Here is a 24,983-nt window from a genome sequence, read left to right on the forward strand (position 1 = left end):
CTTTTGGCCTGGGCCTTATTCCATTTCCTTCAGCCAGTCCTTGTTCTTGAACCACTTGTCGTGGATACGATCGTAGGTCCCGTCATGCTTGATCTGGTGCAGGAAGTTGTTGATGAAGTTGATGCTGTCGTAGTCGCCTTTCTTCAGGCCGAAGGCCAGCGGCTCGTAGGTGAAGGGCTCTTCGAGGAACAGCAGCTTGCCGGCGCCGGCTTTTTCCACGGCAACCACGTTGTATGGGGCGTCATAGACGAAGGCATCGGCCTTGCCGTTGACCACGTCCATCACCGCTTCCTGCTCGTTGTCGTAGCCGTGGTACTTGGCTTTGCCGATCAACTTCTTGGAAACCATTTCGCCGGTGGTGCCCAGCTTGGACGTCAGGCGGTACTTCTCGTTGTTCAGGTCCTTGTACGACTTGATCTCGCCAGCCAGCTCTTTGCGGATCAGCAGGGTCTGACCAACCACGATGAAGGGTTCGCTGAAGTTCAGGCGCAGGTTGCGCTCCTGGGTCAGGGTCATGCCGCTGCCGATCATGTCGAACTTGTCGGTCAGCAGGGCCGGGATGATGCCGTCATAGGCGGTGGACACTGCCTCGAACTTGACGCCCATCGACTTGGCCATGGCTTTGAGGATATCGACTTCGAAGCCGATGATCTCGCCACGCTTGTTGGTCATCTGGAACGGCATGTAGGTCGGGTCCATGCCCACCCGCAAGGTGCCGCGCTTGACCGCGTCATCGATGGCGCCCGCCTGGGCCGCTGTCACGGCGACCAGGGCGGTAACACCGACCAACAGTCGCGAAAGGTATTTCTTGATCATCACCAAGTCCCCTAGCAAGAAAAGTAGCGAATCTTATTGTTGGCACGGCCGTGCAGGCCGATGAGTCGTATCGGAGAGGGATGCTAACGCATGGCGGCCCGGGGACCTAGAGCTGGGGGGGACTTTGTTGGCCAAAATCGGTTATGCAGGGACATTGCTGGCGAGGGCTTCCGCTCCTACAGAGGAATGTATATCCCTGTAGGAGCGGCCTTGTGTCGCGAATGGGCCGCAAAGCGGCCCCAAGATCTATCAGGCGCCGGCGAGTACTGGTTGGCCTTCACTCTCCGGATGCAACGGCAACAGCGGCGAGTGCGGGTCGTTTTTGATGGAAGCACGCCACACATCGATCCACGCCGCATTGTGCTCGGCCCACACCTGCTCGTGCAGGCGCGTCAGTGCCACCGGGTCGCTGAGCAGGGCCAGGCGGGTGTTGAGGTCCAGCCCTTTCGGTCCGACTTCAATCGCCTTGGCCACGCGCTCGGCACGCAGCGCCTCGATTGGCGCCGCCTGGCCGTGACGGGCAGTGGCCATGGCGCAGGCCAGGGCGTTCTGCCGCGGGTCGACCACTGCCCGCACGAAGCCATCATGCAGGGCATGCCAGCGGTTTTCGTGGGTGTACTGGTCGGTAGCCAGCAGCTCTTGCGGGGTGGCGTATTCCTCGGGGATGAGGAACAGCTTCTCGTCCTTGGCCGCCAGGCCCAGGCGGGTGCGGCTGGAAATTACCGACACCGGGATCGACAGCACCAGCGAACCGACGATAGGCGCCAGCCACCACAGGAAGCTTGGGTTCAACCACGCCACCAGCGCGGCCCAGGCAATACCCAGCAGGGTTTGCGGACCGTGGCGACGCACCGCTTCGCTCCACGGCGTGGAGTCGTCGTCACGCTGCGGCGAGTTCCAGGTCGCGGCCCAGCCGAGGAACGCGGCCAGCACGAAGCGGGTGTGGAAGATCATGCGTACCGGTGCCAGCAGCATGGAGAACAGCATCTCCATCAGCATCGACAAGGTAACCTTGATCCGCCCGCCGAACTCGACGGCGCCCTTGGCCCAGATCAGGATGACACTGAGCAGCTTGGGCAGGAACAGCAGCACGATCGTGGTGGAGAATAGCGCCACGGCCTTTTCCGGGTGCCACTGCGGCCACAGCGGGTAAAGCTGGTACGGCTCGATGAAATACTGCGGCTCCATCAGCGTGTTGGTCGCCAGCAGCGCAGTCGACAGCACCAGGAACAGGAACCACAACGGTGCCGACAGGTACGACATGACCCCGGTGAGGAACACCGCACGGTGTACCGGGTGCATGCCCTTGACCAGGAACAGGCGGAAGTTCATCAGGTTGCCGTGGCACCAACGGCGGTCGCGCTTGAGCTCGTCGAGCAGGTTCGGCGGCAGTTCTTCGTAGCTGCCCGGCAGGTCGTAGGCGATCCACACGCCCCAGCCGGCGCGGCGCATCAGCGCGGCTTCGACGAAGTCGTGGGAAAGGATGGCACCGGCGAACGCGCCCTTACCCGGCAACGGCGCCAGGGCGCAGTGCTCGATGAACGGCTTCATGCGGATGATCGCGTTGTGGCCCCAGTAGTGCGACTCGCCCAGCTGCCAGAAGTGCAGGCCAGCGGTGAACAGCGGGCCGTACACGCGGGTGGCGAACTGCTGCATGCGTGCATACAGGGTGTCCATGCCCGAGGCTTTTGGCCCGGTCTGGATGATGCCGGCGTCCGGGTTGGCCTCCATCAGGCGCACCAGGCTGCTCAGGCACTCGCCGCTCATGACGCTGTCGGCGTCGAGCACGACCATGTACTTGTACTCGCCACCCCAGCGACGGCAGAAGTCGTCGAGGTTGCCGCTCTTGCGCTTCACCCGGCGCCGACGGCGGCGGTAGAAGATGCGGCCAAAGCCTTTGGTTTCGCGGCACACGTCCAGCCAGGCCTGTTGCTCGGCCACGGCAATGTCGGTGTCGTTGGTGTCGCTGAGCACGAAGAAGTCGAAGCGGTCGAGGTTGCCGCTGGCGGCCACCGACTCGAACGTTGCGCGCAGGCCGGCGAACACACGCGGCACGTCTTCGTTGCAGATCGGCATCACCAACGCGGTACGCGCCTCGGGTGCAATCGGCTCGTTGCCGGCGCTACTGCCCGAAATCTTGTATTTGTCGCGCCCGGTGAGCAGCTCGAGGAAGCCCATCAGTGCGGTCCAGAAGCCCGCCGATACCCAGCAGAACAGGATGCCGAAGAGGATCAGGATGGAGGTTTGCAAGGCATACGGCCACACCTGCACGACGGTGTCCCACAGCGACTGGCTGAGGATTTCGTCGAGGTCGACGAACGACCAGCCCTGGTACGGCAGGATGCCCTTCATGTACCAACCGGCGACGATGGTCTGGCCGATCATCAGGGCCAGCAGGATGTAACGGCGGATCGACCCAACCGTGCGCCAGCGTGCCGGCGGCAGCTCGCGCTTGGGTGGCTGCGGCGCGTTGGGACGGCCGGTCATGCGCCGCCACATGCGGATCAGCACGTTGGTGCGCCACGGCTCGGGCACGACCTTGGTGCGTTTGATCGGCGGGGCGATCTTCAGGCACAGGCGGCCGCTGCCATCGACACCGAGCATTTCGGCATCTTCCAGCTCGGCAGCACTGCCCACGGTCAAACGTGGACCGACCGAGGCCTGTACGGCCTCGGCAGGGCCGGCGGCCGGGTCGGCCGCCAGACGTTGGTGCAGCTCACTGAACGACGAGCAACTGGCGAGTTCCGCCCGTTGCTCGTCACTCAGTGGCAGGTGAGCCAGGTACTCGCCAAGCGATACTGGCCTTGCGTTTGAGTTACTCATCGGCAGGCAACTGATAGCTCCAGGTCTCGGTCAGCACCTTCTCGGTGGTGGCCGGGGCCCGTTGGTGGGCGCCGCATCGGCGGCAGGTTGTTCGGCCTTGGCAGGTTGCTCGGCCTTCACGGCTTTCTCGGCCTTGGCATGTTTGGCTGCGGCCTTGTCCTGCTTGGCGTCCTGGGCAGGCTTGGCGGGCTCGACCGGCACATCACGCACCAGCGCGGCACGCATTTCGGTCGACTTGTTGGCTTCCTTGACCTTAAGACGCAGGGTCAGGCGCCAGCCCTTGGTCTCAGGGTTATAGCGCAGATTGTTTTCGACCACCTCGGCGTTGTCGTCAACGCTGATCTGGCTGCGCACGGCGGTATCTTCCGGCAAGGCGGCCAAGGCGGGGCCTGTGAAATCGACCAGGAAGGCCACGCTGCCGTCTGGCTGGCGGATCAGGTTGGACTGCTTGACGTCACCGGTGGAGCGCAGGGTCTGCTTGACCGAGCCCAGATCAGGCGCCTGGAATTTCGCCTCGTCGATGGTCCAGTGCAGGCGGTAGGCGTACTCGATCGGCTTGCCTGGCTCTGGCAGCTTCTCCGGGCTCCAGAAAGCTACGATGTTGTCGTTGGTTTCGTCGGCAGTCGGGATTTCGACCAGGTCGACGGTGCCCTTGCCCCAGTCACCCTTTGGCTCGATCCAGGCGCTTGGGCGCTTCTGGTAGTTGTCGTCGAGGTCTTCGAAGTCGCTGAAGGCACGCTGACGCTGCATCAAGCCGAAACCACGCGGGTTCTCGACGCTGAAGTTGCTCACCGCGAGGTGTTTCGGGTTGTTCAGCGGGCGCCACAGCCACTCGCCATTGCCGGCGTGAATCGACAGGCCTTCGGAGTCGTGCAGGGCCGGGCGGTAGTTGAGCACTTTGGACGGCTGGTTGGGGCCGAACAGGTACATGCTGGTCAGCGGGGCAATGCCCAGGCGGCTGACCTGGTCACGCAGGAACACGCGGGACTGCACGTCGACCACGGTATCGTTGCCTGGGCGCAGGGTCAGCTTGTAGGCACCGGTGGAGCGCGGCGAGTCCAGCAAGGCGTAGATCACCAGGTGCTTGTCGGCCGGCTTGGGTTTCTCGACCCAGAACTCGGTGAAGCGCGGGAACTCTTCGCCCGATGGCAGTGCAGTGTCGATGGCCAGGCCACGGGCCGACAGGCCGTACACATGGCCCTTGCCGACCACGCGGAAATAGCTGGCGCCAAGCAGGGTCATGATCTCGTCCTGCTTGTCGGCCTTGTTGATCGGGTACAGCACGCGGAAGCCGGCGTAACCAAGGTTCTTGGTGGTTTCCGGGTCGTGCGGCACGTCACCGAACTCGAAGCGGCTCGGGTCGTACTTGATTTCCTCGACCTTGGAGGCGGTGACTTCGTTGATTTTCACCGGGGTGTCGAAGTGCATGCCCTGGTGATAGAACGACAGTTTGAACGGGGTCTTGTCCTTGGCCCACTCGGCCTTTTCCTGCAGGAAATGGATTTTCTGGTAGTCCGCGAACTTCATGTCGCGGAACACCGCAGGCAGGTTGCTTTTTGGTGCGTCGTACTTCTGGCCGGCCAGATCCTTTGCCTTGGCTGCAACATCGTCAAGATTGAATGCCCACAGCTGGCCCGCGCTCATCAGGCCGACCAGTGCCACACTGGCCATCAGGGCCTTGCGTAGACGCACGCCGGGGATTCTTGATGCTTTTTGGGGACTAACAATCACGAGCAACCCTCGCCGAAAACAGATCATGAAACCAACGGCCAGCGACAAATGCCGGGTTGGCGAGCACTGTTCGGACCCCGTGAGGGCGTAATGATTCCCCAAACGGATCCAGACAATGCTCGAGTCAGAGTGAAACGAACCTGCGAACGCAGGTCCATGCAGCGCGCGATTATCCAGCAGGTCGCGTGACAACGCATCAGGCTGGAACAACTATTTATCGTACAAAACCCCTTGTTTTCCTATAAACAAAGGGTTTTTTGACCTCACATTTGTAACATAAATGTTACGGGGCCATCATTGACCAGGTGCACCTGCATATCCGCACCGAAGCGGCCGCTGGCCACGTCGGCGTGCTGAGCGTTTGCCTGCTGCAAAAGATAGTCGAACAATTCGGCGCCGAGGGCCGGTGGCGCTGCCGTCGAGAAGCTTGGGCGCATGCCATTGCGCGTGTCGGCCGCCAAGGTGAACTGCGACACCAGCAACAAGCCACCCCCGACATCCTTGAGCGACAGGTTCATCTTGCCTTGCTCGTCGCTGAACACACGGTAGTTCAACAGCTTGTGCAACAGCTTATCGGCCTGTTCACGGGAATCTTCAGGCTCGACCGCCACCAGTACCAGCAGACCCTGGTCGATGGCGCCGACCACCTCCCCCGCTACTTCGACGCGTGCACCGCGCACGCGCTGCAGCAGGCCCCTCATGCTTCTTCCAGGGGCAGGTCGAGCAGGCGCCGGGCCATCTGGTCGGCGGCACGTACCAGGGCATCGGTGATGCCAGGCTCCGAAGCCGCGTGACCGGCGTCACGGATCACTTTCAACTCGCTGTTCGGCCAGGCCTGGTGCAGGGCCCAGGCGTTGTCCAGCGGGCAGATCACGTCGTAGCGGCCGTGCACGATCACCGCCGGCAGATGGGCGATTTTCGGCAAGTCGCGGATCAGCTGATCCGGCTCGAGGAAGGCATTGTTCATGAAGTAGTGGCATTCGATACGGGCGATCGACAGCGCACGCTGCGGTTCGGAGAACCGGTCGACGACCAGCGGGTTCGGACGCAGGGTGGCGGTACGGCCCTCCCAGGTGGACCAGGCCTTGGCCGCATGCATCTGGGCAATCTGGTCGTTGCCGGTCAGGCGCTTGTGGAAAGCCTTGACCAGATCGCCACGCTCTTCCGGTGGAATCGGTGCGATGTAGTCCTGCCAGTAGTCCGGGAACATGCGGCTGGCGCCTTCCTGGTAGAACCATTCGATCTCCTGTGGCCGGCACAGGAAGATGCCGCGCAGGATCAGGCCATGCACACGCTCGGGGTGGGCCTGGGCGTACGCCAGGGCCAGGGTCGAGCCCCACGAGCCGCCGAAGAGCACCCACTTGTCGATACCCAGGTGCTCACGAATGCGCTCCAGGTCCTCGACCAGGTGCCAGGTGGTGTTGTTCTCCAGGCTCGCATGGGGCGTGGAGCGGCCACAGCCGCGCTGGTCGAAGGTGATGATGCGGTACAGCGTTGGGTCGAAGTAGCAACGGCTCTGGGCGTCGCAACCGGCGCCCGGCCCACCGTGGATGAACACCACCGGCAGACCTTCTGGCGAGCCGCTCTCGTCGACATACAGCACATGCGGCGCTTCCACGGCCAGATCGTGCCGGGCGTAGGGTTTGATCTGCGGGTAGAGGGTCTGCATTGCGCACTCCGTGTGAGGATTATTCGGCCGTGGGCCATCATAAACCTGAATTGCGCTTTGAGCACCGCCTCTTCCACTCAACGCGGGTAACGCGCTTCCCCCCAAGCCAGCAGCGCTTGCAAAAGCTGCTTCAATACCACTTGCGTCGGTTGCGCCAAGTCTTCCCGGTAGGCAAACGGCTCGGTTTCCTCCATGTACGTGCTTTGCGCCAGCTCCAACTGCACCGCATGGATATGGTTGGCCGGGTCGCCATAATGCCGGTGATGTGCCCGCCCTTGAACCGGCCATTAAGCACATGGCTGTAACCTTGCGCCTCGGCGCACACGGCCTGCAGCCGCTCAGCCAGTGCCGGGTCGCAACTGGCACCGTTGAAAGTGCCCAGGTTGAAGTCCGGCAACTTGCCGTCGAACAGGTGCGGGATATGCGAACGGATCGAATGGGCATCCCACAGCAGCGCATAGCCAAACTGCTCGCGCAGCCGGTCCAGCTCGTGACGAAGGGTGTCGTGATAAGGGCGCCAGATTTGCTCCAGGTAACGTTTACGTTCTTCGCCGGACGGCACCAGCCCATCCTTGAACAGCGGCTCGCCTTCGAACAACGTGGCCGGGTACAGGCCCGTGGTGGCGCCGGCGTACAGCGGTTTGTCGTCATCCGGGCGATTCAGGTCGATGACGAAACGCGAATACTCCGCGGCCACCACGCTGGCACCCAGGTCACGGGCAAAGTCATACAGCCGCGGGATGTGCCAGTCGGTGTCCGGCAAGCTGCGCGCCTGGTCGACCAGGCCGTCGCGCACGGCGTCGCTCAGGCGCAGGCCGGCGTGCGGCATGCTGATCAGCAGCGGCAGGCGGCCTTGGTGAAAACTCAGTGCCTTGTCCATCATGCCTCGCTCAGTTGGAGATTTCGTGGCCCTTGCGCACCACGCGCTTGGGCAGGTCGCCACCCAGCCAGTAGGCCAGGTCGGCGGGACGTTCGATTTGCCAGGCGACGAAGTCAGCCACCTTGCCCACCTCCAGCGAGCCGTGGCTGTCGCCCAGGCCCAAAGCAGTGGCGGCATGCACGGTGACGCCGGCCAAGGCTTCTTCCGGGGTCATGCGGAAACAGGTACAGCCCATGTTCAGCATCAAGCGCAGTGACAGCCCTGGCGAAGTGCCGGGGTTGAGGTCGCTGGCCAGGGCAATCTTCACTCCGTGGCGGCGCAAGGCGTCCATGGGCGGCAACTGGGTTTCGCGCAGGAAGTAGAAGGCGCCCGGCAGCAGCACGGCGACCGTGCCGGCTTTTGCCATGGCAATGGCGTCTTCCTCGGTCATGAACTCCAGGTGGTCGGCCGACAGTGCCTGGTAGCGTGCTGCCAGGCTGGAGCCATGCAACGACGACAGCTGTTCGGCGTGCAGTTTGACCGGCAGGCCCAGCGCGCGCGCCTTGATGAACAACCGCTCGACCTGGGCTGGGGAGAACGCCAGGTGTTCGCAGAAGGCATCCACCGCATCCACCAGGCCTTCGGCGGCCAGGGCTGGCAGCATCTCGTCACAGATGTGCGCGATGTAATCGTCGGCCCGGCCCGCGTACTCCGGCGGCAAGGCATGCGCCGCCAGGCAGGTGGCACGCACCGCCAACGGCAGCTCGTCGGCCAAGCGCCGGGCCACACGCAGCATCTTGCGCTCGTTGGCCAGGTCCAGGCCGTAGCCGGACTTGATCTCGATCGTGGTCACGCCATCGCGCATCAGCGCCTGGACCCGCTGGCGAGCACTGGCGAACAGCTCGTCTTCGCTGGCCGCGCGGGTGGCCCGCACGGTGCTGGCGATACCACCGCCTTGCGCTGCGATTTCGGCATAGCTCACGCCTTGCAGGCGCTGCTCGAACTCACCGCTGCGGTTGCCACCGAACACCGCGTGGGTGTGGCAGTCGATCAGCCCCGGGGTGACCCATGCGCCGCCCAGGTCCACCGTGCGGTCAGCCTCGACCGGTGCCAGCTCGGCGCGTGGGCCGATCCATTCGATCAGCCCGGCGCTGGTGACGATGGCCGCGTCTTCGATGGCCGAGTATCGGCCTTCGGCCATGGTTGCCACATGGCAATGCTGCCAGAGGGTTCTCATGCACAATCTCCTTTACTAGCGGTGCAGCTCGGCCGGTTCCACTGCCGGCTGGCCCTGCCCTGCGCGCGGCTTGCACCACAGCAGGTAGGACGCCACCAGGAACACCACCCAGATCACGCCGACGATCAATGCCGCCTGGGTGTCCGGGAAGTAGCCAAGCACGCCAAAGATGAACACCATGAACGCAATGGCCATGGCCGGGCCATAGGGCCAGAACGGTACCGGGAACTTGAGCTGGGCCACTTCCTCACGGCTCATGCTGCGGCGCATGGCCACCTGGGTAAGCAGGATCATCAGCCACACCCACACCGTGGCGAAGGTGGCGATCGAGGCAATCAGCAGGAACACGTTTTCCGGGATCAGGTAGTTGAGCAGCACGCCGATCAGCAATGCAGCGCCCATCACCACCACGGTCATCCACGGCACGCCATGTTTCGACAGCTTGCCGAAGCTGCGTGGCGCATGGCCTTGATGGGCCAGGCCGTACATCATGCGGCCGGCGCCGAAGATGTCGCTGTTGATGGCCGAGATGGCGGCGGAAATCACCACGACATTCAGCACGGCGGCGGCCGAGCCAATCCCCAGGTTGCTGAAGATCTGCACGAACGGGCTGCCCTGGCTGCCGATTTGCGGCCAGGGGTACAGGCACATCAGCACGAACAGGGTGAGCACGTAGAACAGCAGGATGCGCAGGGGCACCGCGTTGATCGCTTTGGGGATGACGCGTTGCGGGTCCTTGGCCTCACCGGCGGTGACGCCGATGATCTCGATACCGCCGAAAGCGAACATCACCACGGCAAACGACGCAATCAGCCCGCCGATGCCGTTAGGCATGAAGCCGCCGTGGTCGAACAGGTTGCTCATGCCCACGGCATGCCCGGTGCCCACCTGGCTGAAACCGAAGGCCATGATGCCGAGCCCGGCCAGGATCATCGCGACGATGGCGCCGACCTTGAGCAGCGACAGCCAGAACTCCATCTCGCCAAATACCTTGACGTTGCACAGGTTGAGGCCGCCGATGATGAAGACGATACCCAGCACCCAGATCCAGCGGGCGACCTCCGGGAACCAGAAGCCCATGTAGATCCCGAAGGCGGTGACGTCGGCGATGGCGACGATGACCATCTCGAAGGCGTAGGTCCAGCCGAGGATGAAGCCGGCCATGGGGCCGAGGTAGGTGCTGGCGTAGTGACCGAAGGAACCGGCCACTGGGTTGTGCACGGCCATTTCGCCGAGGGCGCGCATGACCATGAACACGGCGGCGCCGCCGATCAGGTAGGCCAGCAGCACGGCCGGGCCGGCCATCTGGATGGCCGAGGCGGAACCGTAGAACAGCCCGGTGCCGATGGCGGAACCGAGGGCCATGAAACGGATGTGGCGGGCACTTAGCCCGCGTTTGAGACCTTGAGCTTGTTGCATGTCACGTCCTTAAATTGTTTTTGTGGTCGTGAGATCAGAAGGGGCTGCTGCGTAGCCCATTCGCGGGCACGCCCGCTCCCACAGGAATACCGCAGCTTTGTGCCGTACCTATGAGAGCGGGCGCGCCCGCAAAGGGCCGCAATGCGGCCCCCAGGGGCATTACAGGCTTGGCAGCACGCCCGCCGGCAACAAACCGGTCAGGCTGCCCTTGGCCAACAGTTCCACAGCCTTTTCGATGTCTGGCGCGAAGAAACGGTCACGGTCGTAGTGCGCCACTTCGCTGCGCAGCGCCTGGCGTGCCTTCTCCAGCTTGGCCGAAGTCTTCAGGCCCTTGCGCAGGTCCAGACCCTGGCAGGCGCCCAGCCATTCGATGGCCAGTACGCCACGGGTGTTTTCGGCCATTTCCCACAGGCGCTTGCCGGCAGCCGGGGCCATCGACACATGGTCTTCCTGGTTGGCCGAGGTTGGCAGGCTGTCGACGCTGTGCGGGTGCGACAGGGCCTTGTTCTCGCTGGCCAGGGCGGCAGCGGTCACCTGGGCGATCATGAAGCCGGAGTTCACCCCACCGTTTTCCACCAGGAACGGCGGCAGCTGGGACATGTGCTTGTCCATCATCAGCGAGATGCGGCGCTCGCTGAGCGAGCCGATTTCGGCAATGGCCAGGGCCAGGTTGTCGGCAGCCATGGCCACGGGCTCTGCGTGGAAGTTACCACCGGAAATCACGTCACCCTCGGCAGCGAACACCAGCGGGTTGTCCGACACAGCGTTGGCTTCGACGCCCAGTACCTCGGCGGCCTGGCGCAGCTGGGTCAGGCACGCGCCCATGACCTGCGGCTGGCAGCGCAGCGAGTACGGGTCCTGAACCTTGTCACAGTTCTTGTGCGACAGCGACACTTCGCTGGAATCGCCCAGCAGGTCGCGGAAGCAGGCGGCGGTGTCGATCTGGCCGCGCTGGCCACGCGCTTCGTGGATACGCGCATCGAACGGCGAACGCGAGCCCAATACGGCTTCGACGCTTAGGCCGCCGCAGGCGATGGCGGCGGCATACAGGTCTTCGGCCTGGAACAGGCCACGCAGGGCATAGGCGGTGGACGCCTGGGTGCCGTTGAGCAGGGCCAGGCCTTCTTTGGCAGCCAGGGTCAGCGGTTCGAGGCCGGCAACCGCCAGGGCTTCGGTAGCCGACAGCCATTGGCCCTTGTAGCGGGCTTTGCCTTCACCCAGCAGCACCAGCGACATGTGCGCCAGCGGTGCCAAGTCGCCGGAAGCACCCACGGAGCCTTTCAGCGGGATGTGCGGATAGACTTCGGCGTTTACCAGGGCAATCAGGGCGTCGATGACTTTGCGACGAATGCCGGAAAAGCCACGGCTGAGGCTGTTGATTTTCAGCACCATGATCAACCGCACCAGGTCGTCATCCAGCGGCGCGCCGATACCGGCGGCGTGGGACAGCACCAGCGAGCGCTGCAGGTTTTCCAGGTCGTGGCTGGCAATGCGGGTCGAGGCCAACAGGCCGAAACCGGTGTTGATGCCGTAGGCGGTGCGGTCTTCGGCAATGATTTGCTCGACGCAGGCAACGCTGGCGTCGATGGCCGGCGCGGCGCTGGCATCCAGTTGCAGGCGCACGGGCGCGGCGTGGATCGCGCGCAGCTGGGCCAAGGTCAGGGTGCCAGGCTTGAGGGTGAGTTCGGTCACTTTGCTACTCCAATCGCGTGGAGCCGCAGGCCCGTCGTTGGGTGCCTGCGCGCTCCTTCTTGTTGTTCAGTATCACCCCTTGCGGGGTGCGATCCAAAGCGTGGCGATCAGCCAGTGATCATCGGCAGGTCCAGGCCCTGCTCTTTGGCGCAGTCGATGGCGATGTCATAACCGGCATCGGCGTGGCGCATGACGCCAGTCCCTGGATCGTTGGTCAGTACGCGGGCGATACGCTCGGCAGCTTCATCGGTACCGTCACAGACGATGACCATGCCCGAGTGCTGCGAGAAGCCCATGCCCACACCACCGCCGTGGTGCAGCGACACCCAGGTGGCGCCGCCTGCAGTGTTCAGCAGGGCGTTGAGCAGTGGCCAATCGGAAACGGCGTCCGAACCATCACGCATGGCTTCGGTTTCGCGGTTGGGGCTGGATACCGAACCCGAGTCCAGGTGGTCACGGCCGATCACCACCGGTGCCGACAGCTCGCCGCTGCGGACCATTTCGTTGAAGGCCAGGCCCAGCTTGGCGCGAAGGCCCAGGCCAACCCAGCAGATACGCGCCGGCAGGCCCTGGAAGCTGATGCGCTCGCGGGCCATGTCCAGCCAGCGGTGCAGGTGGGCGTCGTCGGGGATCAGTTCCTTGACCTTGGCGTCGGTCTTGTAGATGTCCTCTGCCTCGCCAGACAGCGCCGCCCAGCGGAACGGGCCGATACCACGGCAGAACAGCGGGCGGATGTAGGCAGGGACGAAGCCTGGGAAGTCGAAGGCATTGGCCACGCCTTCTTCCTTGGCCATCTGACGGATGTTGTTGCCGTAGTCGAAGGTCGGGATGCCCTGTTTCTGGAAGTCCAGCATGGCCTGTACGTGCACGGCCATCGACTGCTTGGCGGCCTTGACCACTGCAGCCGGTTCGGTCTGCGCACGATCGCGGTACTGTTCCCAGGTCCAGCCGGCAGGCAGGTAGCCGTTCAGCGGGTCGTGGGCGCTGGTCTGGTCGGTGACCATGTCCGGGCGCACGCCACGCTTGACCAGCTCTGGCAGGATTTCGGCGGCGTTGCCGTGCAGGGCGATGGAAATGGCCTTGCCTTCGGCGGTGTACTTGGCGATGCGCGCCAGGGCGTCGTCAAGGTCAGTGGCCTGCTCGTCTACGTAGCGGGTTTCCAGACGGAAGTCGATGCGGCTCTGCTGGCACTCGATGTTCAGCGAGCAGGCACCGGCCAGGGTAGCGGCCAGTGGCTGCGCGCCACCCATGCCGCCGAGGCCTGCTGTGAGCACCCACTTGCCTTTCAGGCTGCCACCGTAGTGCTGGCGACCGGCTTCGACGAAGGTTTCATAGGTGCCCTGAACGATGCCTTGGCTGCCGATGTAGATCCAGCTGCCAGCGGTCATCTGGCCGTACATGGCCAGGCCCTTGGCGTCCAGTTCGTTGAAATGTTCCCAGTTGGCCCAGTGTGGCACCAGGTTGGAGTTGGCGATCAACACGCGCGGGGCGTTGCTGTGGGTCTTGAACACGCCGACCGGCTTGCCCGACTGCACCAGCAGGGTTTCGTCGTCTTCCAGGCGGGTCAGGGTTTCGACGATCTTGTCGTAGCATTCCCAGTTACGGGCGGCGCGGCCGATACCGCCGTACACCACCAGTTCTTTCGGGTTTTCCGCGACCTGCGGGTCGAGGTTGTTCATCAGCATGCGCAGTGGCGCTTCGGTCAGCCAGCTTTTGGCGGTCAGCTTGTTGCCACGTGGGGCACGGATTTCAACGTCACGGTATTTGTTGTTGTCGGTCACGGGAAAGGTCCTCTGCGGTCGTCCGCGGGCGGGTATGTCGTGGTGAATATACAAACACACCTTTACTTGTATGTACAAGCATGGACAACCAAAATAATTGGACCTGTGCGTTCCTGGCTTGGGTTTTGTGGTGGTGCATAGATCGAGCGCCGCGCGGGCGGCGCTCGATCTCACAGGCAATGAAAATGCATTGCCAAGCCCATCAGCGCAAAATGAGCTCGATCAAGCAAAACCGCCCCTGAACCTCCAGCCCAAGCAACTCGTCGTTGCCCTCCAGCCGCAGGCAGTCATACAACCCCAACCGCTGCGTCTCACGCCCGGCAACGCCAACCTCGACCTGGCTACCGGCCGCAAACAACAGCACCGTCGACGCCGAGCTGTACAACCGGCTGGTGCCATCGAACCACTGCAACCGCGCCCGATACCGCTGCGGCGCATAGATCAGGTTGAAATCGCGGATCGCCCCCCCCAGCAGCTTGCAACTGACCTGGCTTTCACCGCTGAAGGCAAAGGCATCGAACGGCAGCAACGGCCGGCTGGCCTGGCCGTCGACCATCAAGCGCATGCCGTCGCCCTGCAGCACGGTGATGATTCGCTGATAACCGGCGAAGGTGGAAAAACCACCCGACTCTTCGATATCGGCAATCGACAGGCGCCAGCCAAAGCCATCCAGGCCCTCGCCACTGTCGCGGGTAATTTCTTCGGTGAAACCGCCACCGTTCTTCCACGGCATGCGCGGGTAATCCTGCGCACGCAACAACTGCAGCTGGCTCATTTACTGAAACGTCCTTCCAGGCGATGACGGGAACCGGGGTGGATCAGCCGTGCAGCGGTCACCGGCTGGCGGCCGGACCAGGTACGGCGGCGAATCAGCAGGCACGGCTCGCCCCGCTCGATCTGCAGCAGGCGGCACTCTTCCGGCTCGGCCAGAATGGCCTCGACCACGTGCTCACCTTCGGTCAGCGGCGCCACCTGGGACAGGTAGGCGTAAGGCGTCTGCCGGGTGAAGTCCTGCTTGAGGTAGTCGGGGGCAATGGCCGCGTTGACGTAGCGGTCCTCGATCTGCACCGGCACGCCGTTCTCGAAATGCACGATCAGCGAGTGGAACACGCGCTGGCCTTCGCGCATGTCCAGGGCCAAGGCCCGCTCGGAGCCGGCGGCTTCCTCATTGAGGGTGATCACCTGGCAGCTATGCTGGTGGCCGCGCGCGGCAATTTCGTCGGCAATGTTGTTGACTTCGAACAGCGCCGAACGGCCCTTGGGCTCGGCCACGAAGGTGCCGACCCCTTGCATGCGCACCAGCAGCCCTTCGGCGGTGAGTTCACGCAGGGCACGGTTGATGGTCATGCGGCTGAAGCCCAGCTCGCTGACCAGTTCACTCTCCGAGGGGACCCGGTGATGGGGTGGCCAGCTGCCGTTGTCGATCTGCTGGATGATCATCTGTTTGACCCGGGCGTACAACGGCGCCGGGCCCTCGCCCATCTGGGCAACCAGCGCGGAGACAGGAGGTGTCGGCACGGCGTTGGATCCTTGTGCATATGGAGTGAGCGGTAGCTTGCCGCAGTTTACCCGGCAGGCAAACGGCTGTATATGTATATACAAGTTAACAATAACAGGATTTGCACAGATGTCCGCCTACTTCGCCGAACGCGCCCTGCTCCCCACGGGCTGGGCCAGCCATGTCCGTATCGAGGTCGCCAGCGATGGCCATGTGGCCCGCATCGAGCCCGGCGCTTCGGCCGAAGGCGCCGAGCGCCTGGCCGGCCCGCTGCTGCCCGGCATGCCCAATCTTCACTCGCATGCCTTCCAGCGCGCCATGGCGGGCCTGGCGGAAGTGGCCGGCAACCCCAACGACAGCTTCTGGACCTGGCGCGACCTGATGTACCGCCTGGTCGGGCAGATCACGCCGGACCAGTTGCAGATCATCGCCCGCCAGCTGTACATCGAAATGCTCAAGGCCGGCTACACCTCGGTGGCGGAATTCCACTACGTGCACCATGACCAGGCCGGCAAGCCCTACGCGGACCCGGCCGAACTGTCCTGCCGCATCAGCGCGGCCGCAGCCGACAGCGGCATAGGCCTGACCTTGCTGCCGGTACTGTACAGCCACGCAGGCTTCGGCGGCCAAGCACCGAACGACGGGCAGCGGCGCTTCATCAACTCCACCGAACAGTACCTGAAGCTGCAGGCACAACTGGCCCCGCTGCTGGCCGCGCAACCGGCGCAGCAACTGGGCTTGTGCTTCCATTCACTGCGGGCGGTAACGCCTGGGCAAATCGCCGATGTGCTGGCAGCCAGCGCCCCACAATGCCCGGTGCATATCCACATCGCCGAGCAGCAGAAGGAGGTGGACGATTGCCTGGCCTGGAGTGGCCTGCGTCCATTGCAGTGGCTGTACGAACATGTGGACGTGAACCCGCGCTGGTGCCTGGTGCACGCCACCCACGCCGAGCCGGACGAGGTCACCGCCATGGCCCGCAGTGGCGCGGTGGCTGGGCTGTGCCTGACGACCGAAGCCAACCTGGGCGACGGGATATTCCCGGCGGTGGACTTCCTGGCCCAGGGCGGGCGCATGGGCATTGGTTCGGACAGCCATGTGTCGCTGAGCGTGGTGGAAGAACTGCGCTGGCTGGAGTATGGCCAGCGGCTACGGGACCAGCGACGCAATCGCCTGTATCGTGGCGACCAGCCGATGGTCGGGCGCACGCTGTACGACGCTGCACTGGCAGGCGGCGCGCAGGCGCTGGGGCAGGCGGTCGGGGAGCTGGCCGTGGGCAAGCGCGCCGACTGGCTGGTGCTCGATGGGCAGGACCCTTACATCGCCATGGCGGATGGCGACGCCATTCTCAACCGCTGGCTGTTCGCCGGTGGGGATCGCCAGGTACGCGACGTGATGGTGAACGGACAGTGGGTGGTGCGCCAGGGTCGGCATGCGCAGGAAGCGGAAAGCGCGCAGGCATTTGCCGGCGTGCTGCGCCAGCTCTTGGGTTGAGCGTATTGGGGCTGCAAAGCAGCCCCAAACATCAGTGCATTTTCACGATTTGCTGATCGGACGCTCGCCAGATCAACCGACTGGTGTCATACCCCTGCTGCCGCGCCTTGGACAGCAGGTTCTCGCGCTCCCAGGCCGGCAACGTCGGCGTGCGCGACAGAATCCACAGGTGCTTGCGGTCCGGGCTGCCGACCACCGCTGTGCGGTAGCGATCATCCACGTACAGAATCCAGTACTCGCCCCGCGCCACGCCAGGCACCAGCTTGGTGAACCAGTTATCGAACTCTACCCACAGCTTGTCGGTATGCCCCGGCTCCTGGATGCTGGCATGCCCTTCGGCGCGCAGCCATTCATCACCCATGGTACGGCAGCGGTTGAGCACGCCAAAGGTGCCGTCCGGCTTGAGGTTGTAGTGTGCCTCGGACTGCTCGCAGCCGGTCTGGTAGCGCATGGGCAGGCGCGCCAGTTCGAACCATTTGCCCTGGTAGCGCTTGAGGTCGACATTGCCAGCGGTTTTCGGCGCCAGCGGGTCGTGCACGGAGCCTGCGCAACCACCCAGCAGCAACGCCAGGCATACCCCCATCAGCAGGTACAGGCGCCTCATTTGAGGCCCTGCCCGGAGTACATCAGTACCTTGTCAGCCGCGTACTGCACGCTGATGAAGCTCTTCTCGTCCCCCCAGGTGCAGCTGCTCATGCCCAGCGCGCCCGAACACTCGGTCGGCGTGCCGAGCAACTGCTCGACCTCGGCCTTGTTCATACCGGCCTTGATCTTGGAATAGTTTTCCTGATTGATCTTGCTGCAGGCAGTCAGAACGACGCACAGCGACAACAGGGCGAGGGAACGCAACGACATGAAGGACACTCCTGGAAGATGATACAGGCGAGTGGCCTGCAGTGATCTTCGACGGGAAAATCCCTCCCTGGTTCCCTGCCCCACCCCCTTTGCCCCTACACCATTGGTCGGATGGCCATTACTGTGCGATTAATCACAAAGAAATAGTCGTTCGCCCAATAAAAAGGCCGCCCTGAGGGCGGCCTTGCATCGCGATGGCCTGCGCAGCAGGCCCTTCGGGCATCAGAACCTGGAACCAGGCTCCAGCAAAAAGTCCATCTCTTCGCTGGTACTCGGTCGCTCCAGCACCAGGTTGCGGTGCGGGAAACGCCCGAACCGGGCAATGACTCGCTGGTGCTGCTCGGCATAGTCGAGGAAGCCTTCGAACAGCCGGCGGGTAGCCTCTGGCTGCTCATCCAGCAGCATCTGATAGCGCTCGACACACAAGTTCTGCCAGTCCAGCACCTCGGCATGCTCCAGCACCAGCAGTACGAACACCCGCTGGATGGGCAACAGTTGATAGTCCCAGCCCTTCTGCAGCCCCTGCATGGCCACCACCTGGGCACGCCGGTCGCCCTCGAAGGCGCGCGGCGTGTCGCGGTAAATCATGCGCGGCAGCTGGTCCAGCAAGATCAGCAGGCCCAGCCAGCCCTGCGGGCTTTGCTGCCACTCGTCGAGCCCGCCCGCCAGGGCCTGCTCGACCAGGTCGCCAAACAGCGCATGGGCGTCGGCATCATGATGCTTGCCGAACCACAGCGTGCTCTTCTCGTCAGCCACGGCCTGGGCACTGGTGCCCCAACCGAACCACCACTCCAGCAACGGCTGCCAAGGTGCGAGCATGACTTACTCCTTGTGGTAGGCGGTGACGCGCTCGACCTCTTCCTTCGAGCCAAGGATCACCGACACGCGCTGGTGCAGGCTTTCTGGCTTGATGTCGAGGATGCGATCGTAACCGTTGGTGGAAGCGCCGCCGGCCTGTTCGATGATGAACGACATCGGGTTGGCTTCGTACATCAGGCGCAGCTTGCCCGGTTTGCTTGGCTCGCGGGCATCACGTGGGTACATGAACAGGCCGCCACGGGTCAGGATGCGGTGCACGTCGGCTACCATCGAGGCAATCCAGCGCATGTTGTAGTTCTTCTTCAGCGGGCCGGTTTCACCTGCCAGCAGTTCGCCAACGTAGCGTTGTACCGGGGCTTCCCAGTGACGCTGGTTGGACATGTTGATAGCGAACTCGGCGGTGGTGGCCGGCACCTGGATGTTTTCGTGAGTCAGTACGAAGCTGCCCAGCTCACGGTCCAGGGTAAAGCCCTTGACGCCGTTGCCCAGGGTCAGGATCAGCATGGTCTGCGGGCCGTAGATGGCATAGCCGGCGGCAACCTGCTCGGTGCCTGGCTGCAGGAAGGCTTCTTCGTTGAGGCTTTCGTTCTGGCTCAGGTACTGGTTAGGGCAACGCAGCACCGAGAAGATGGTGCCGACCGATACGTTGACGTCGATGTTCGACGAGCCGTCCAGTGGGTCGAAGACCAGCAAGTAGGCGCCTTTCGGGTACTTGCCCGGGATCTGGTAGGCGTTGTCCATTTCTTCGGACGCCATGCCGGCCAGGTGGCCGCCCCACTCGTTGGCTTCCAGCAGGATGTCGTTGGAAATCACGTCCAGTTTCTTCTGGACTTCGCCCTGCACGTTTTCAGTGCCCATGCTGCCCAGCACGCCGCCAAGGGCGCCTTTGGAGACGTGATGGCTGATTTCCTTGCACGCACGCGCCACCACTTCGATCAGGAAGCGCAGATCGGCAGGGGTATTGTTGCTGCGGGTCTGCTCAATCAGATAGCGACTCAGGGTAACGCGGGACATGTATGGCTCCGAATGGATGGGGGAGATAAAAAACCCCCGCAGTTTACAGGGAGAGTGGCGGGCTAGCGAGTGATGAGACTCGCCACGGCTCTCAGACGGCACAATAGGTCGGTAGTTCAGCCTTCGCCAGGCCGGTGGTCGGAGTGAGGGCCATTCGCGGGTGAACCCGCTCCCACAAGGATCTACACAGGCCTTGCAGCTGTAGATTTCCCTGTGGGAGCGGGTTTACCCGCGAAGAGATCAGCACAGGCTTACATCAATCCAGAGCCTTCCAGATCTCGTTGGCATATTCGCGAATGGTCCGGTCCGACGAGAACCAACCCATCCGCGCGGTGTTCAGCACCGCCATGCGCCACCATTCCTGCGGCGTGTGCCACAGGTCTTCGACCCGTCGCTGGGCATCCCAGTAGGCATCGAAATCGGCGCATACGAGGAAACGATCGTAGGCCACCAGGCCATCGATCAACCCGGTGTAGCGTGACGGGTCGTCTGACGAGAACACGCCGCTGCGAATGGCCTGCAACACATCGCTCAAGCGGCTGGAGGCGGCTATGGCGGCATTGGCACCAAAATCACCGGCCCGCTTGCGTGCCTCGACCTGCTGCGCGGTCAGGCCGAAGATGAACATATTGTCGGCCCCTACCTGCTCGCACATCTCTACGTTGGCGCCATCCAAGGTGCCGATGGTCAGCGCGCCATTGAGGCCGAACTTCATGTTGCTGGTGCCAGAGGCCTCGTAACCGGCGGTGGAAATCTGTTCGGAAAGGTCCGCCGCCGGAATGATGCTTTCGGCCAGGCTGACGTTGTAGTTAGGCAGGAACACCACCTTCAGCAAGCCGCGCACGGTCGGGTCGTTGTTCACCACCCGGGCGATGTCGTTGGCCAGCTTTATGATCAGCTTGGCCTGGTGGTAACTGGCCGCAGCCTTGCCAGCGAAGATCTTCACCCGCGGCACCCAATTGGTGCCTGGGTCATTGCGCATGGCCTGGTACAGCGCAACGGTGTGCAGGAGGTTCAGCAGCTGGCGCTTGTACTCGTGAATGCGTTTGACCTGCACGTCAAACAGCGCCTCGGGGTTGACCGTAACGCCAATGCGGTCCTGGATGATGCTGGCCAGGGCGCGTTTGCTGTGCAGGCGCTGGGCCGCGAACTGCTTGCGGAAACCGGCTTTGTCGGCGAACGGCACCAGGCCGGCCAGAAGCGCCTCCGGGTCGTCCTTGAGTTCCGGGCCAAGCGCCTCGACCAGCATCTCGGTCAGCTGAGGGTTGGACTGGTACAACCAGCGGCGGAAGGTAATGCCATTGGTCTTGTTGTTGATCCGTTGCGGATAGAGCTTGTGCAGTTCGGAAAACACCGTGCTCTTCATCAGCTTGCTGTGCAGCGCCGACACGCCGTTGACGCTGTGCGAGCCAAGAAACGCCAGGTTGCCCATGCGCACCCGACGGCCGTTGTCTTCTTCGATCAACGACACCGCGCGCAGCACGTCGAAATCGTGCAGGCCTTTGGCCCGCAAGGCATCGATATGGAAGGCATTGATCAGGTAGATGATCTGCATGTGCCGCGGCAGCATGCGCTCCATCAACGCTACCGGCCAGGTTTCCAGGGCTTCGGGCAACAGGGTGTGGTTGGTGTAGGCGAGCGTACCGACGGTCAGCTCCCAGGCCTTTTCCCAAGGCACTTCGTGCTGATCCACCAGTAACCGCATCAACTCCGCCACGGCAATCGAGGGGTGGGTGTCGTTGAGCTGGATGGCCGCCGCATCGGGCAGGTTGAGCAGGTCCTTGTGCATGTTCAGGTGACGGCGCAGCAAGTCCTGCAGCGAAGCCGACACAAAGAAATACTCCTGGCGCAGGCGCAACTCCTGACCGGCCTCGGTACTGTCAGCCGGGTACAGCACACGCGAGATGCTCTCGGCACGCGCCACTTCGGCCACCGCCCCCAGATGGTCACCGGCGTTGAAACGCTCCAAGTGCAGCTCTTCCAACGCCCGTGCACGCCACAAGCGCAGGGTATTGACGCTGGCTCCGCGCCAGCCGACCACCGGCGTATCGTAAGCCACCGCCCGCACCGTTTCACCGGGCGACCATACCTGGCGCGGGGTACCGCTGGCATCGTGCACGGTTTCGACACTGCCGCCGAAGCTGATCGGGTAGATCACCTCGGCGCGTTCGAACTCCCAGGGGTTGCCGAAATCCAGCCAGTTTTCAGTCTGCTCCTGCTGCCAGCCATCGACCACCGCCTGCCGGAACAGCCCGTGCTCGTAGCGGATGCCGTAGCCATGGGCAGCGATACCCAAGGTAGACATGCTCTCCATGAAGCATGCAGCCAGTCGGCCCAGGCCACCATTGCCCAACGCAGCATCCGGCTCAAGCAGACGAATACGTTCAAGGTCCACATCCAGCCCTTCCAGCGCATCGCGCGCGATGTCCAACAAGCCCAAGTTGCTCAGGCTGTCGTACAGCAGGCGGCCGATGAGGAACTCCAGGGAAAGGTAGTAGACCCGTTTCTGGCTGCGCCGATAGGCCTGACGCGTATGATCCATCCAGTGATCGACCATGTGATCGCGCGCAGCCAGGGCAATGGCTTCGAACCAGTCATGGTCGAAGGCGTGCTCCGGGTCCTTGCCGACCGCGTAGGTCAGCTTGTTCAGTACAGCAGCGCGAAAATCCGCGACTTCGGCGTCACGAGCTTTAGGTTCCTGGGACATGCGGCATCCTCGGGCAAGTTGACGAAAGCGGAGGGAGATTGATGAGACTAGACCCTTCGACCGGGAGTGACAGTTACGGTTCGCAGTTTTCATGCCGACGCTGCGATTCCGGCAAAAGGTTGTTCATAAATTGAACAATTCCGGTATCATCGCGCGCCCCAAGACCGTGATCCACCCTATAAAGATGAAAACGACCCTGATCGCCGCGGCCGAAGTCGACCGCCTGGAGACCTGGCAGCGCTATACCAGCAACATGTGCCATGGCTGCCATTCGACCTGCTGCACCCTGCCGGTGGAGGTGAAGATCAAGGATCTGATCCGTATCGGCGTGGTCGACGAGTTCGAAAAAGACGAACCGCCGAAGAACGTGGCTAAACGCTTGCAGAAGGAAGGCATCATCGAGCGCTTCAACCAGAAGTCGGGGATTTTCACCCTGACCCGGATGAGCAACGATGACTGCATGTACCTGGATCGTAAAAGCCGCCTGTGCACCATTTATGACAAGCGCCCGGATACCTGCCGCAACCACCCCAAGGTCGGGCCGCGGCCGGGGTATTGTGCGTACAAGCCCAAAGTGGTTGGGCGCTGATCCTGCGTTGCATTTGAGCCCCTGGGGCTGCTTTGCAGCCTCCAAAATCTCAAGGCAAAAAAAAACGCCCCCGGCCTTTCGACCGGGGGCGTTTTCATTCAGCCTGAGCTAACTCAGTTCTTGGCTTTCTTGGCAGCGCGGGTACGCTCGCCTTCGTCCAGGATCTTCTTGCGCAGACGGATCGACTTCGGCGTCACTTCGCACAGCTCGTCGTCCTGGATGAATTCCAGGGCCTGCTCGAGGGTGTGGCGAACTGGCGGTACCAGGGCGATGACTTCGTCTTTGCCCGAAGCACGCATGTTGTCGAGCTTCTTGCCTTTGGTCGGGTTCACGCCCAGGTCGTTATCGCGGCTGTTCAGGCCGATGATCTGACCGTTGTAGATCTCCTGGCCGTGTTCAACGAACAGCTTGCCACGTGCCTGCAGGGTTTCCAGCGAGTAGGTCAGCGCCTTGCCGGTCTCGACCGAAACCAGTACACCGTTGAGGCGGCCGGACATTTGGCCCGACTTCATGGTGTCGTAGCGATCGAAGATCGAGGTCAGGATGCCTGCACCGTTGGTCAGGGTCAGGAACTGGTTACGGAAACCGATCAGACCACGGGCTGGAATGTTGTACTCCAGGCGAACACGGCCTTTGCCATCCGGAACCATGTTGGTCAGGTCGCCTTTACGCAGACCCATCTCTTCCATCACCTTGCCCTGGGATTCTTCAGGGATGTCGATGGTGACGTTCTCGAACGGTTCCTGCTTGACGCCGTCGACTTCGCGGATGATCACTTCAGGACGGCCCACAGCCATCTCGAAGCCTTCACGACGCATGGTTTCGATCAGTACCGACAGGTGCAGCTCACCACGGCCCGAAACCTTGAACTTGTCTGGGGAATCGGTTTCCTGAACGCGCAGAGCAACGTTGTACAGCAGCTCCTTGTCCAGACGGTCCTTGATGTTACGGCTGGTGACGAACTTGCCTTCTTTACCGCAGAACGGCGAGTCGTTGACCTGGAAGGTCATCGAAACGGTTGGCTCGTCAACGGTCAGCGGCTTCATCGCTTCTACCGCGTCCGGGGCGCACAGGGTGTCGGAGATGAACAGCTCGTCGAAACCGCTGATGCAGACGATGTCGCCAGCCTGGGCTTCTTCGACGTCGATGCGGTGCAGGCCATGGTGACCCATCAGCTTCAGGATACGGCCGTTACGCTTCTTGCCGTTGGTGTCGATGGCGACAACCGGGGTGTTCGGCTTGACGCGACCACGGGCGATACGGCCAACACCGATAACGCCGAGGAAGCTGTTGTAGTCCAGTGCCGAGATTTGCATCTGGAACGGGCCGTCACGGTCAACGGAAGGAGCCGGTACGTTGTCGATGATCGACTGGTACAGGGCGGTCATGTCTTCGCCCATTTCGGTGTGGTCCAGACCGGCAATGCCGTTCAGGGCCGAGGCGTAGACCACTTTGAAGTCCAGCTGCTCGTCGGTAGCGCCGAGGTTGTCGAACAGGTCGAAGATCTGGTCCAGAACCCAGTCAGGACGTGCGCCCGGACGGTCAACCTTGTTGATCACGACGATTGGCTTCAGGCCGGCTTCGAAGGCCTTCTTGGTCACGAAGCGGGTTTGCGGCATTGGGCCGTCCTGGGCGTCGACCAGCAGCAGCACGGAGTCGACCATCGACATTACACGCTCAACCTCGCCACCGAAGTCGGCGTGGCCGGGGGTGTCGACGATGTTGATGTGGTAGCCGTTCCAGTTGATGGCGGTGTTTTTCGCCAGAATGGTAATACCGCGCTCTTTTTCCTGGTCGTTGGAGTCCATGACGCGCTCGTCGTTGAGCTCGTTACGCTCCAGAGTGCCGGACTGACGCAGGAGTTTGTCGACCAGGGTGGTTTTACCATGGTCAACGTGGGCGATGATGGCGATGTTACGCAGATTTTCGATCACAAGTGTATCTCGATCAGAGGATTCGGTTGCCGCCCAGTGTAGGCGG

The 24,983-nt window shown here is 62.8% G+C and carries 18 protein-coding genes and 2 pseudogenes; 2 read left to right on the top strand and 18 right to left on the bottom strand.

Annotation, left to right across the window (positions count from 1 at the left end; translation table 11 throughout):
- Positions 1-15: 15 nt before the first annotated feature.
- The 12 genes and pseudogenes from AB5975_08075 to hutC all read right to left on the bottom strand — a co-directional run bounded on the left by AB5975_08075 (position 16) and on the right by hutC (position 15,509).
- Entirely contained in the window at positions 16-813 is a 798-nt protein-coding gene (locus AB5975_08075) for a transporter substrate-binding domain-containing protein (GenBank protein XDR22939.1), read from the bottom strand.
- Positions 814-1,065: 252 nt separating this feature from the next.
- Complete coding sequence (gene mdoH / locus AB5975_08080; GenBank protein XDR21780.1) at positions 1,066-3,639, bottom strand: glucans biosynthesis glucosyltransferase MdoH; 2,574 nt, start codon at positions 3,637-3,639, stop codon at positions 1,066-1,068.
- Positions 3,632-5,370, bottom strand: a pseudogene (locus AB5975_08085) (glucan biosynthesis protein G). Before AB5975_08085 ends, mdoH begins: the two are co-directional and overlap by 8 nt.
- Before the next feature lie 263 nt (positions 5,371-5,633).
- Positions 5,634-6,071 carry a D-aminoacyl-tRNA deacylase gene (gene dtd / locus AB5975_08090; protein XDR21781.1) on the bottom strand — a complete coding sequence of 146 codons (438 nt, stop codon included), beginning with the start codon at positions 6,069-6,071 and terminating at the stop codon, positions 5,634-5,636.
- Complete coding sequence (pip, locus tag AB5975_08095; GenBank protein ID XDR21782.1) at positions 6,068-7,039, bottom strand: prolyl aminopeptidase; 972 nt, start codon at positions 7,037-7,039, stop codon at positions 6,068-6,070. The genes dtd and pip overlap by 4 nt, the downstream gene beginning before the upstream one ends.
- A 77-nt stretch (positions 7,040-7,116) precedes the next feature.
- A pseudogene (hutG, locus tag AB5975_08100) lies at positions 7,117-7,919 on the bottom strand (N-formylglutamate deformylase).
- Positions 7,920-7,929: 10 nt separating this feature from the next.
- The gene (hutI, locus tag AB5975_08105) at positions 7,930-9,135 is read right to left on the bottom strand and encodes an imidazolonepropionase (protein XDR21783.1); all 1,206 of its coding nucleotides are present in this window, start codon (positions 9,133-9,135) and stop codon (positions 7,930-7,932) included.
- A 15-nt stretch (positions 9,136-9,150) separates the two neighbouring features.
- A complete protein-coding gene (locus tag AB5975_08110; GenBank protein ID XDR21784.1) occupies positions 9,151-10,554 on the bottom strand; it encodes an amino acid permease in 1,404 nt (467 codons plus the stop codon).
- A gap of 159 nt (positions 10,555-10,713) precedes the next feature.
- Complete coding sequence (gene hutH, locus AB5975_08115) at positions 10,714-12,246, bottom strand: histidine ammonia-lyase (GenBank protein ID XDR21785.1); 1,533 nt, start codon at positions 12,244-12,246, stop codon at positions 10,714-10,716.
- Between the two features lie 107 nt (positions 12,247-12,353).
- Complete coding sequence (gene hutU, locus AB5975_08120; protein ID XDR21786.1) at positions 12,354-14,027, bottom strand: urocanate hydratase; 1,674 nt, start codon at positions 14,025-14,027, stop codon at positions 12,354-12,356.
- 202 nt (positions 14,028-14,229) lie between these two features.
- Positions 14,230-14,802 carry a HutD family protein gene (locus tag AB5975_08125; GenBank protein ID XDR21787.1) on the bottom strand — a complete coding sequence of 191 codons (573 nt, stop codon included), beginning with the start codon at positions 14,800-14,802 and terminating at the stop codon, positions 14,230-14,232.
- On the bottom strand, positions 14,799-15,509 hold the full coding sequence (hutC, locus tag AB5975_08130; protein XDR22940.1) for a histidine utilization repressor: 711 nt from the start codon (positions 15,507-15,509) through the stop codon (positions 14,799-14,801). The genes AB5975_08125 and hutC overlap by 4 nt, the downstream gene beginning before the upstream one ends.
- A 145-nt stretch (positions 15,510-15,654) precedes the next feature.
- Here hutC and AB5975_08135 point away from each other — a divergent pair, with 145 nt between their 5' ends.
- Positions 15,655-17,019 carry a formimidoylglutamate deiminase gene (locus AB5975_08135; GenBank protein XDR21788.1) on the top strand — a complete coding sequence of 455 codons (1,365 nt, stop codon included), beginning with the start codon at positions 15,655-15,657 and terminating at the stop codon, positions 17,017-17,019.
- Between the two features lie 31 nt (positions 17,020-17,050).
- Here the strand turns inward: AB5975_08135 and AB5975_08140 are convergent, their stop codons facing one another.
- From AB5975_08140 to AB5975_08160, 5 genes are all read right to left on the bottom strand, one after another.
- Entirely contained in the window at positions 17,051-17,623 is a 573-nt protein-coding gene (locus AB5975_08140) for a lipocalin family protein (protein ID XDR21789.1), read from the bottom strand.
- On the bottom strand, positions 17,620-17,874 hold the full coding sequence (gene bamE / locus AB5975_08145) for an outer membrane protein assembly factor BamE (GenBank protein XDR21790.1): 255 nt from the start codon (positions 17,872-17,874) through the stop codon (positions 17,620-17,622). Before bamE ends, AB5975_08140 begins: the two co-directional genes overlap by 4 nt.
- A gap of 222 nt (positions 17,875-18,096) precedes the next feature.
- Complete coding sequence (locus AB5975_08150) at positions 18,097-18,693, bottom strand: DUF924 family protein (protein XDR21791.1); 597 nt, start codon at positions 18,691-18,693, stop codon at positions 18,097-18,099.
- Positions 18,694-18,696: 3 nt separating this feature from the next.
- Positions 18,697-19,707 carry a class 1 fructose-bisphosphatase gene (locus AB5975_08155; protein XDR21792.1) on the bottom strand — a complete coding sequence of 337 codons (1,011 nt, stop codon included), beginning with the start codon at positions 19,705-19,707 and terminating at the stop codon, positions 18,697-18,699.
- A gap of 256 nt (positions 19,708-19,963) precedes the next feature.
- Positions 19,964-22,414 (bottom strand): glycogen/starch/alpha-glucan phosphorylase, encoded by a 2,451-nt coding sequence (locus AB5975_08160; protein ID XDR21793.1) that lies wholly within the window; start codon positions 22,412-22,414, stop codon positions 19,964-19,966.
- A gap of 184 nt (positions 22,415-22,598) precedes the next feature.
- Between AB5975_08160 and AB5975_08165 the strand changes: the two genes are divergently transcribed.
- Positions 22,599-23,003, top strand: coding sequence for a YkgJ family cysteine cluster protein (locus AB5975_08165; protein XDR22941.1), 405 nt, complete (start codon positions 22,599-22,601; stop codon positions 23,001-23,003).
- 113 nt (positions 23,004-23,116) lie between these two features.
- Here the strand turns inward: AB5975_08165 and typA are convergent, their stop codons facing one another.
- Entirely contained in the window at positions 23,117-24,937 is a 1,821-nt protein-coding gene (typA, locus tag AB5975_08170) for a translational GTPase TypA (GenBank protein XDR21794.1), read from the bottom strand.
- Positions 24,938-24,983: the final 46 nt, after the last annotated feature.

The sequence above is a fragment of the Pseudomonas putida genome (genome assembly GCA_041071465.1).
Taxonomy (GTDB): domain Bacteria; phylum Pseudomonadota; class Gammaproteobacteria; order Pseudomonadales; family Pseudomonadaceae; genus Aquipseudomonas; species Aquipseudomonas putida_P.

Bases quoted from the DNA above. Each gene is read 5' to 3' on its own strand.
- AB5975_08165 (XDR22941.1), top strand. From the start codon at position 22,599: ATGAAAACGACCCTGATCGCCGCGGCCGAAGTCGACCGCCTGGAGACC.
- dtd (XDR21781.1), bottom strand. From the start codon at position 6,071: ATGAGGGGCCTGCTGCAGCGCGTGCGCGGTGCACGCGTCGAAGTAGCG.
- mdoH (XDR21780.1), bottom strand. From the start codon at position 3,639: ATGAGTAACTCAAACGCAAGGCCAGTATCGCTTGGCGAGTACCTGGCT.
- hutI (XDR21783.1), bottom strand. From the start codon at position 9,135: ATGAGAACCCTCTGGCAGCATTGCCATGTGGCAACCATGGCCGAAGGC.
- bamE (XDR21790.1), bottom strand. From the start codon at position 17,874: ATGTCGTTGCGTTCCCTCGCCCTGTTGTCGCTGTGCGTCGTTCTGACT.
- AB5975_08155 (XDR21792.1), bottom strand. From the start codon at position 19,707: ATGTCCCGCGTTACCCTGAGTCGCTATCTGATTGAGCAGACCCGCAGC.
- AB5975_08110 (XDR21784.1), bottom strand. From the start codon at position 10,554: ATGCAACAAGCTCAAGGTCTCAAACGCGGGCTAAGTGCCCGCCACATC.
- AB5975_08125 (XDR21787.1), bottom strand. From the start codon at position 14,802: ATGAGCCAGCTGCAGTTGTTGCGTGCGCAGGATTACCCGCGCATGCCG.
- pip (XDR21782.1), bottom strand. From the start codon at position 7,039: ATGCAGACCCTCTACCCGCAGATCAAACCCTACGCCCGGCACGATCTG.
- AB5975_08140 (XDR21789.1), bottom strand. From the start codon at position 17,623: ATGAGGCGCCTGTACCTGCTGATGGGGGTATGCCTGGCGTTGCTGCTG.
- AB5975_08160 (XDR21793.1), bottom strand. From the start codon at position 22,414: ATGTCCCAGGAACCTAAAGCTCGTGACGCCGAAGTCGCGGATTTTCGC.
- AB5975_08150 (XDR21791.1), bottom strand. From the start codon at position 18,693: ATGCTCGCACCTTGGCAGCCGTTGCTGGAGTGGTGGTTCGGTTGGGGC.
- AB5975_08135 (XDR21788.1), top strand. From the start codon at position 15,655: ATGTCCGCCTACTTCGCCGAACGCGCCCTGCTCCCCACGGGCTGGGCC.
- hutC (XDR22940.1), bottom strand. From the start codon at position 15,509: ATGGGCGAGGGCCCGGCGCCGTTGTACGCCCGGGTCAAACAGATGATC.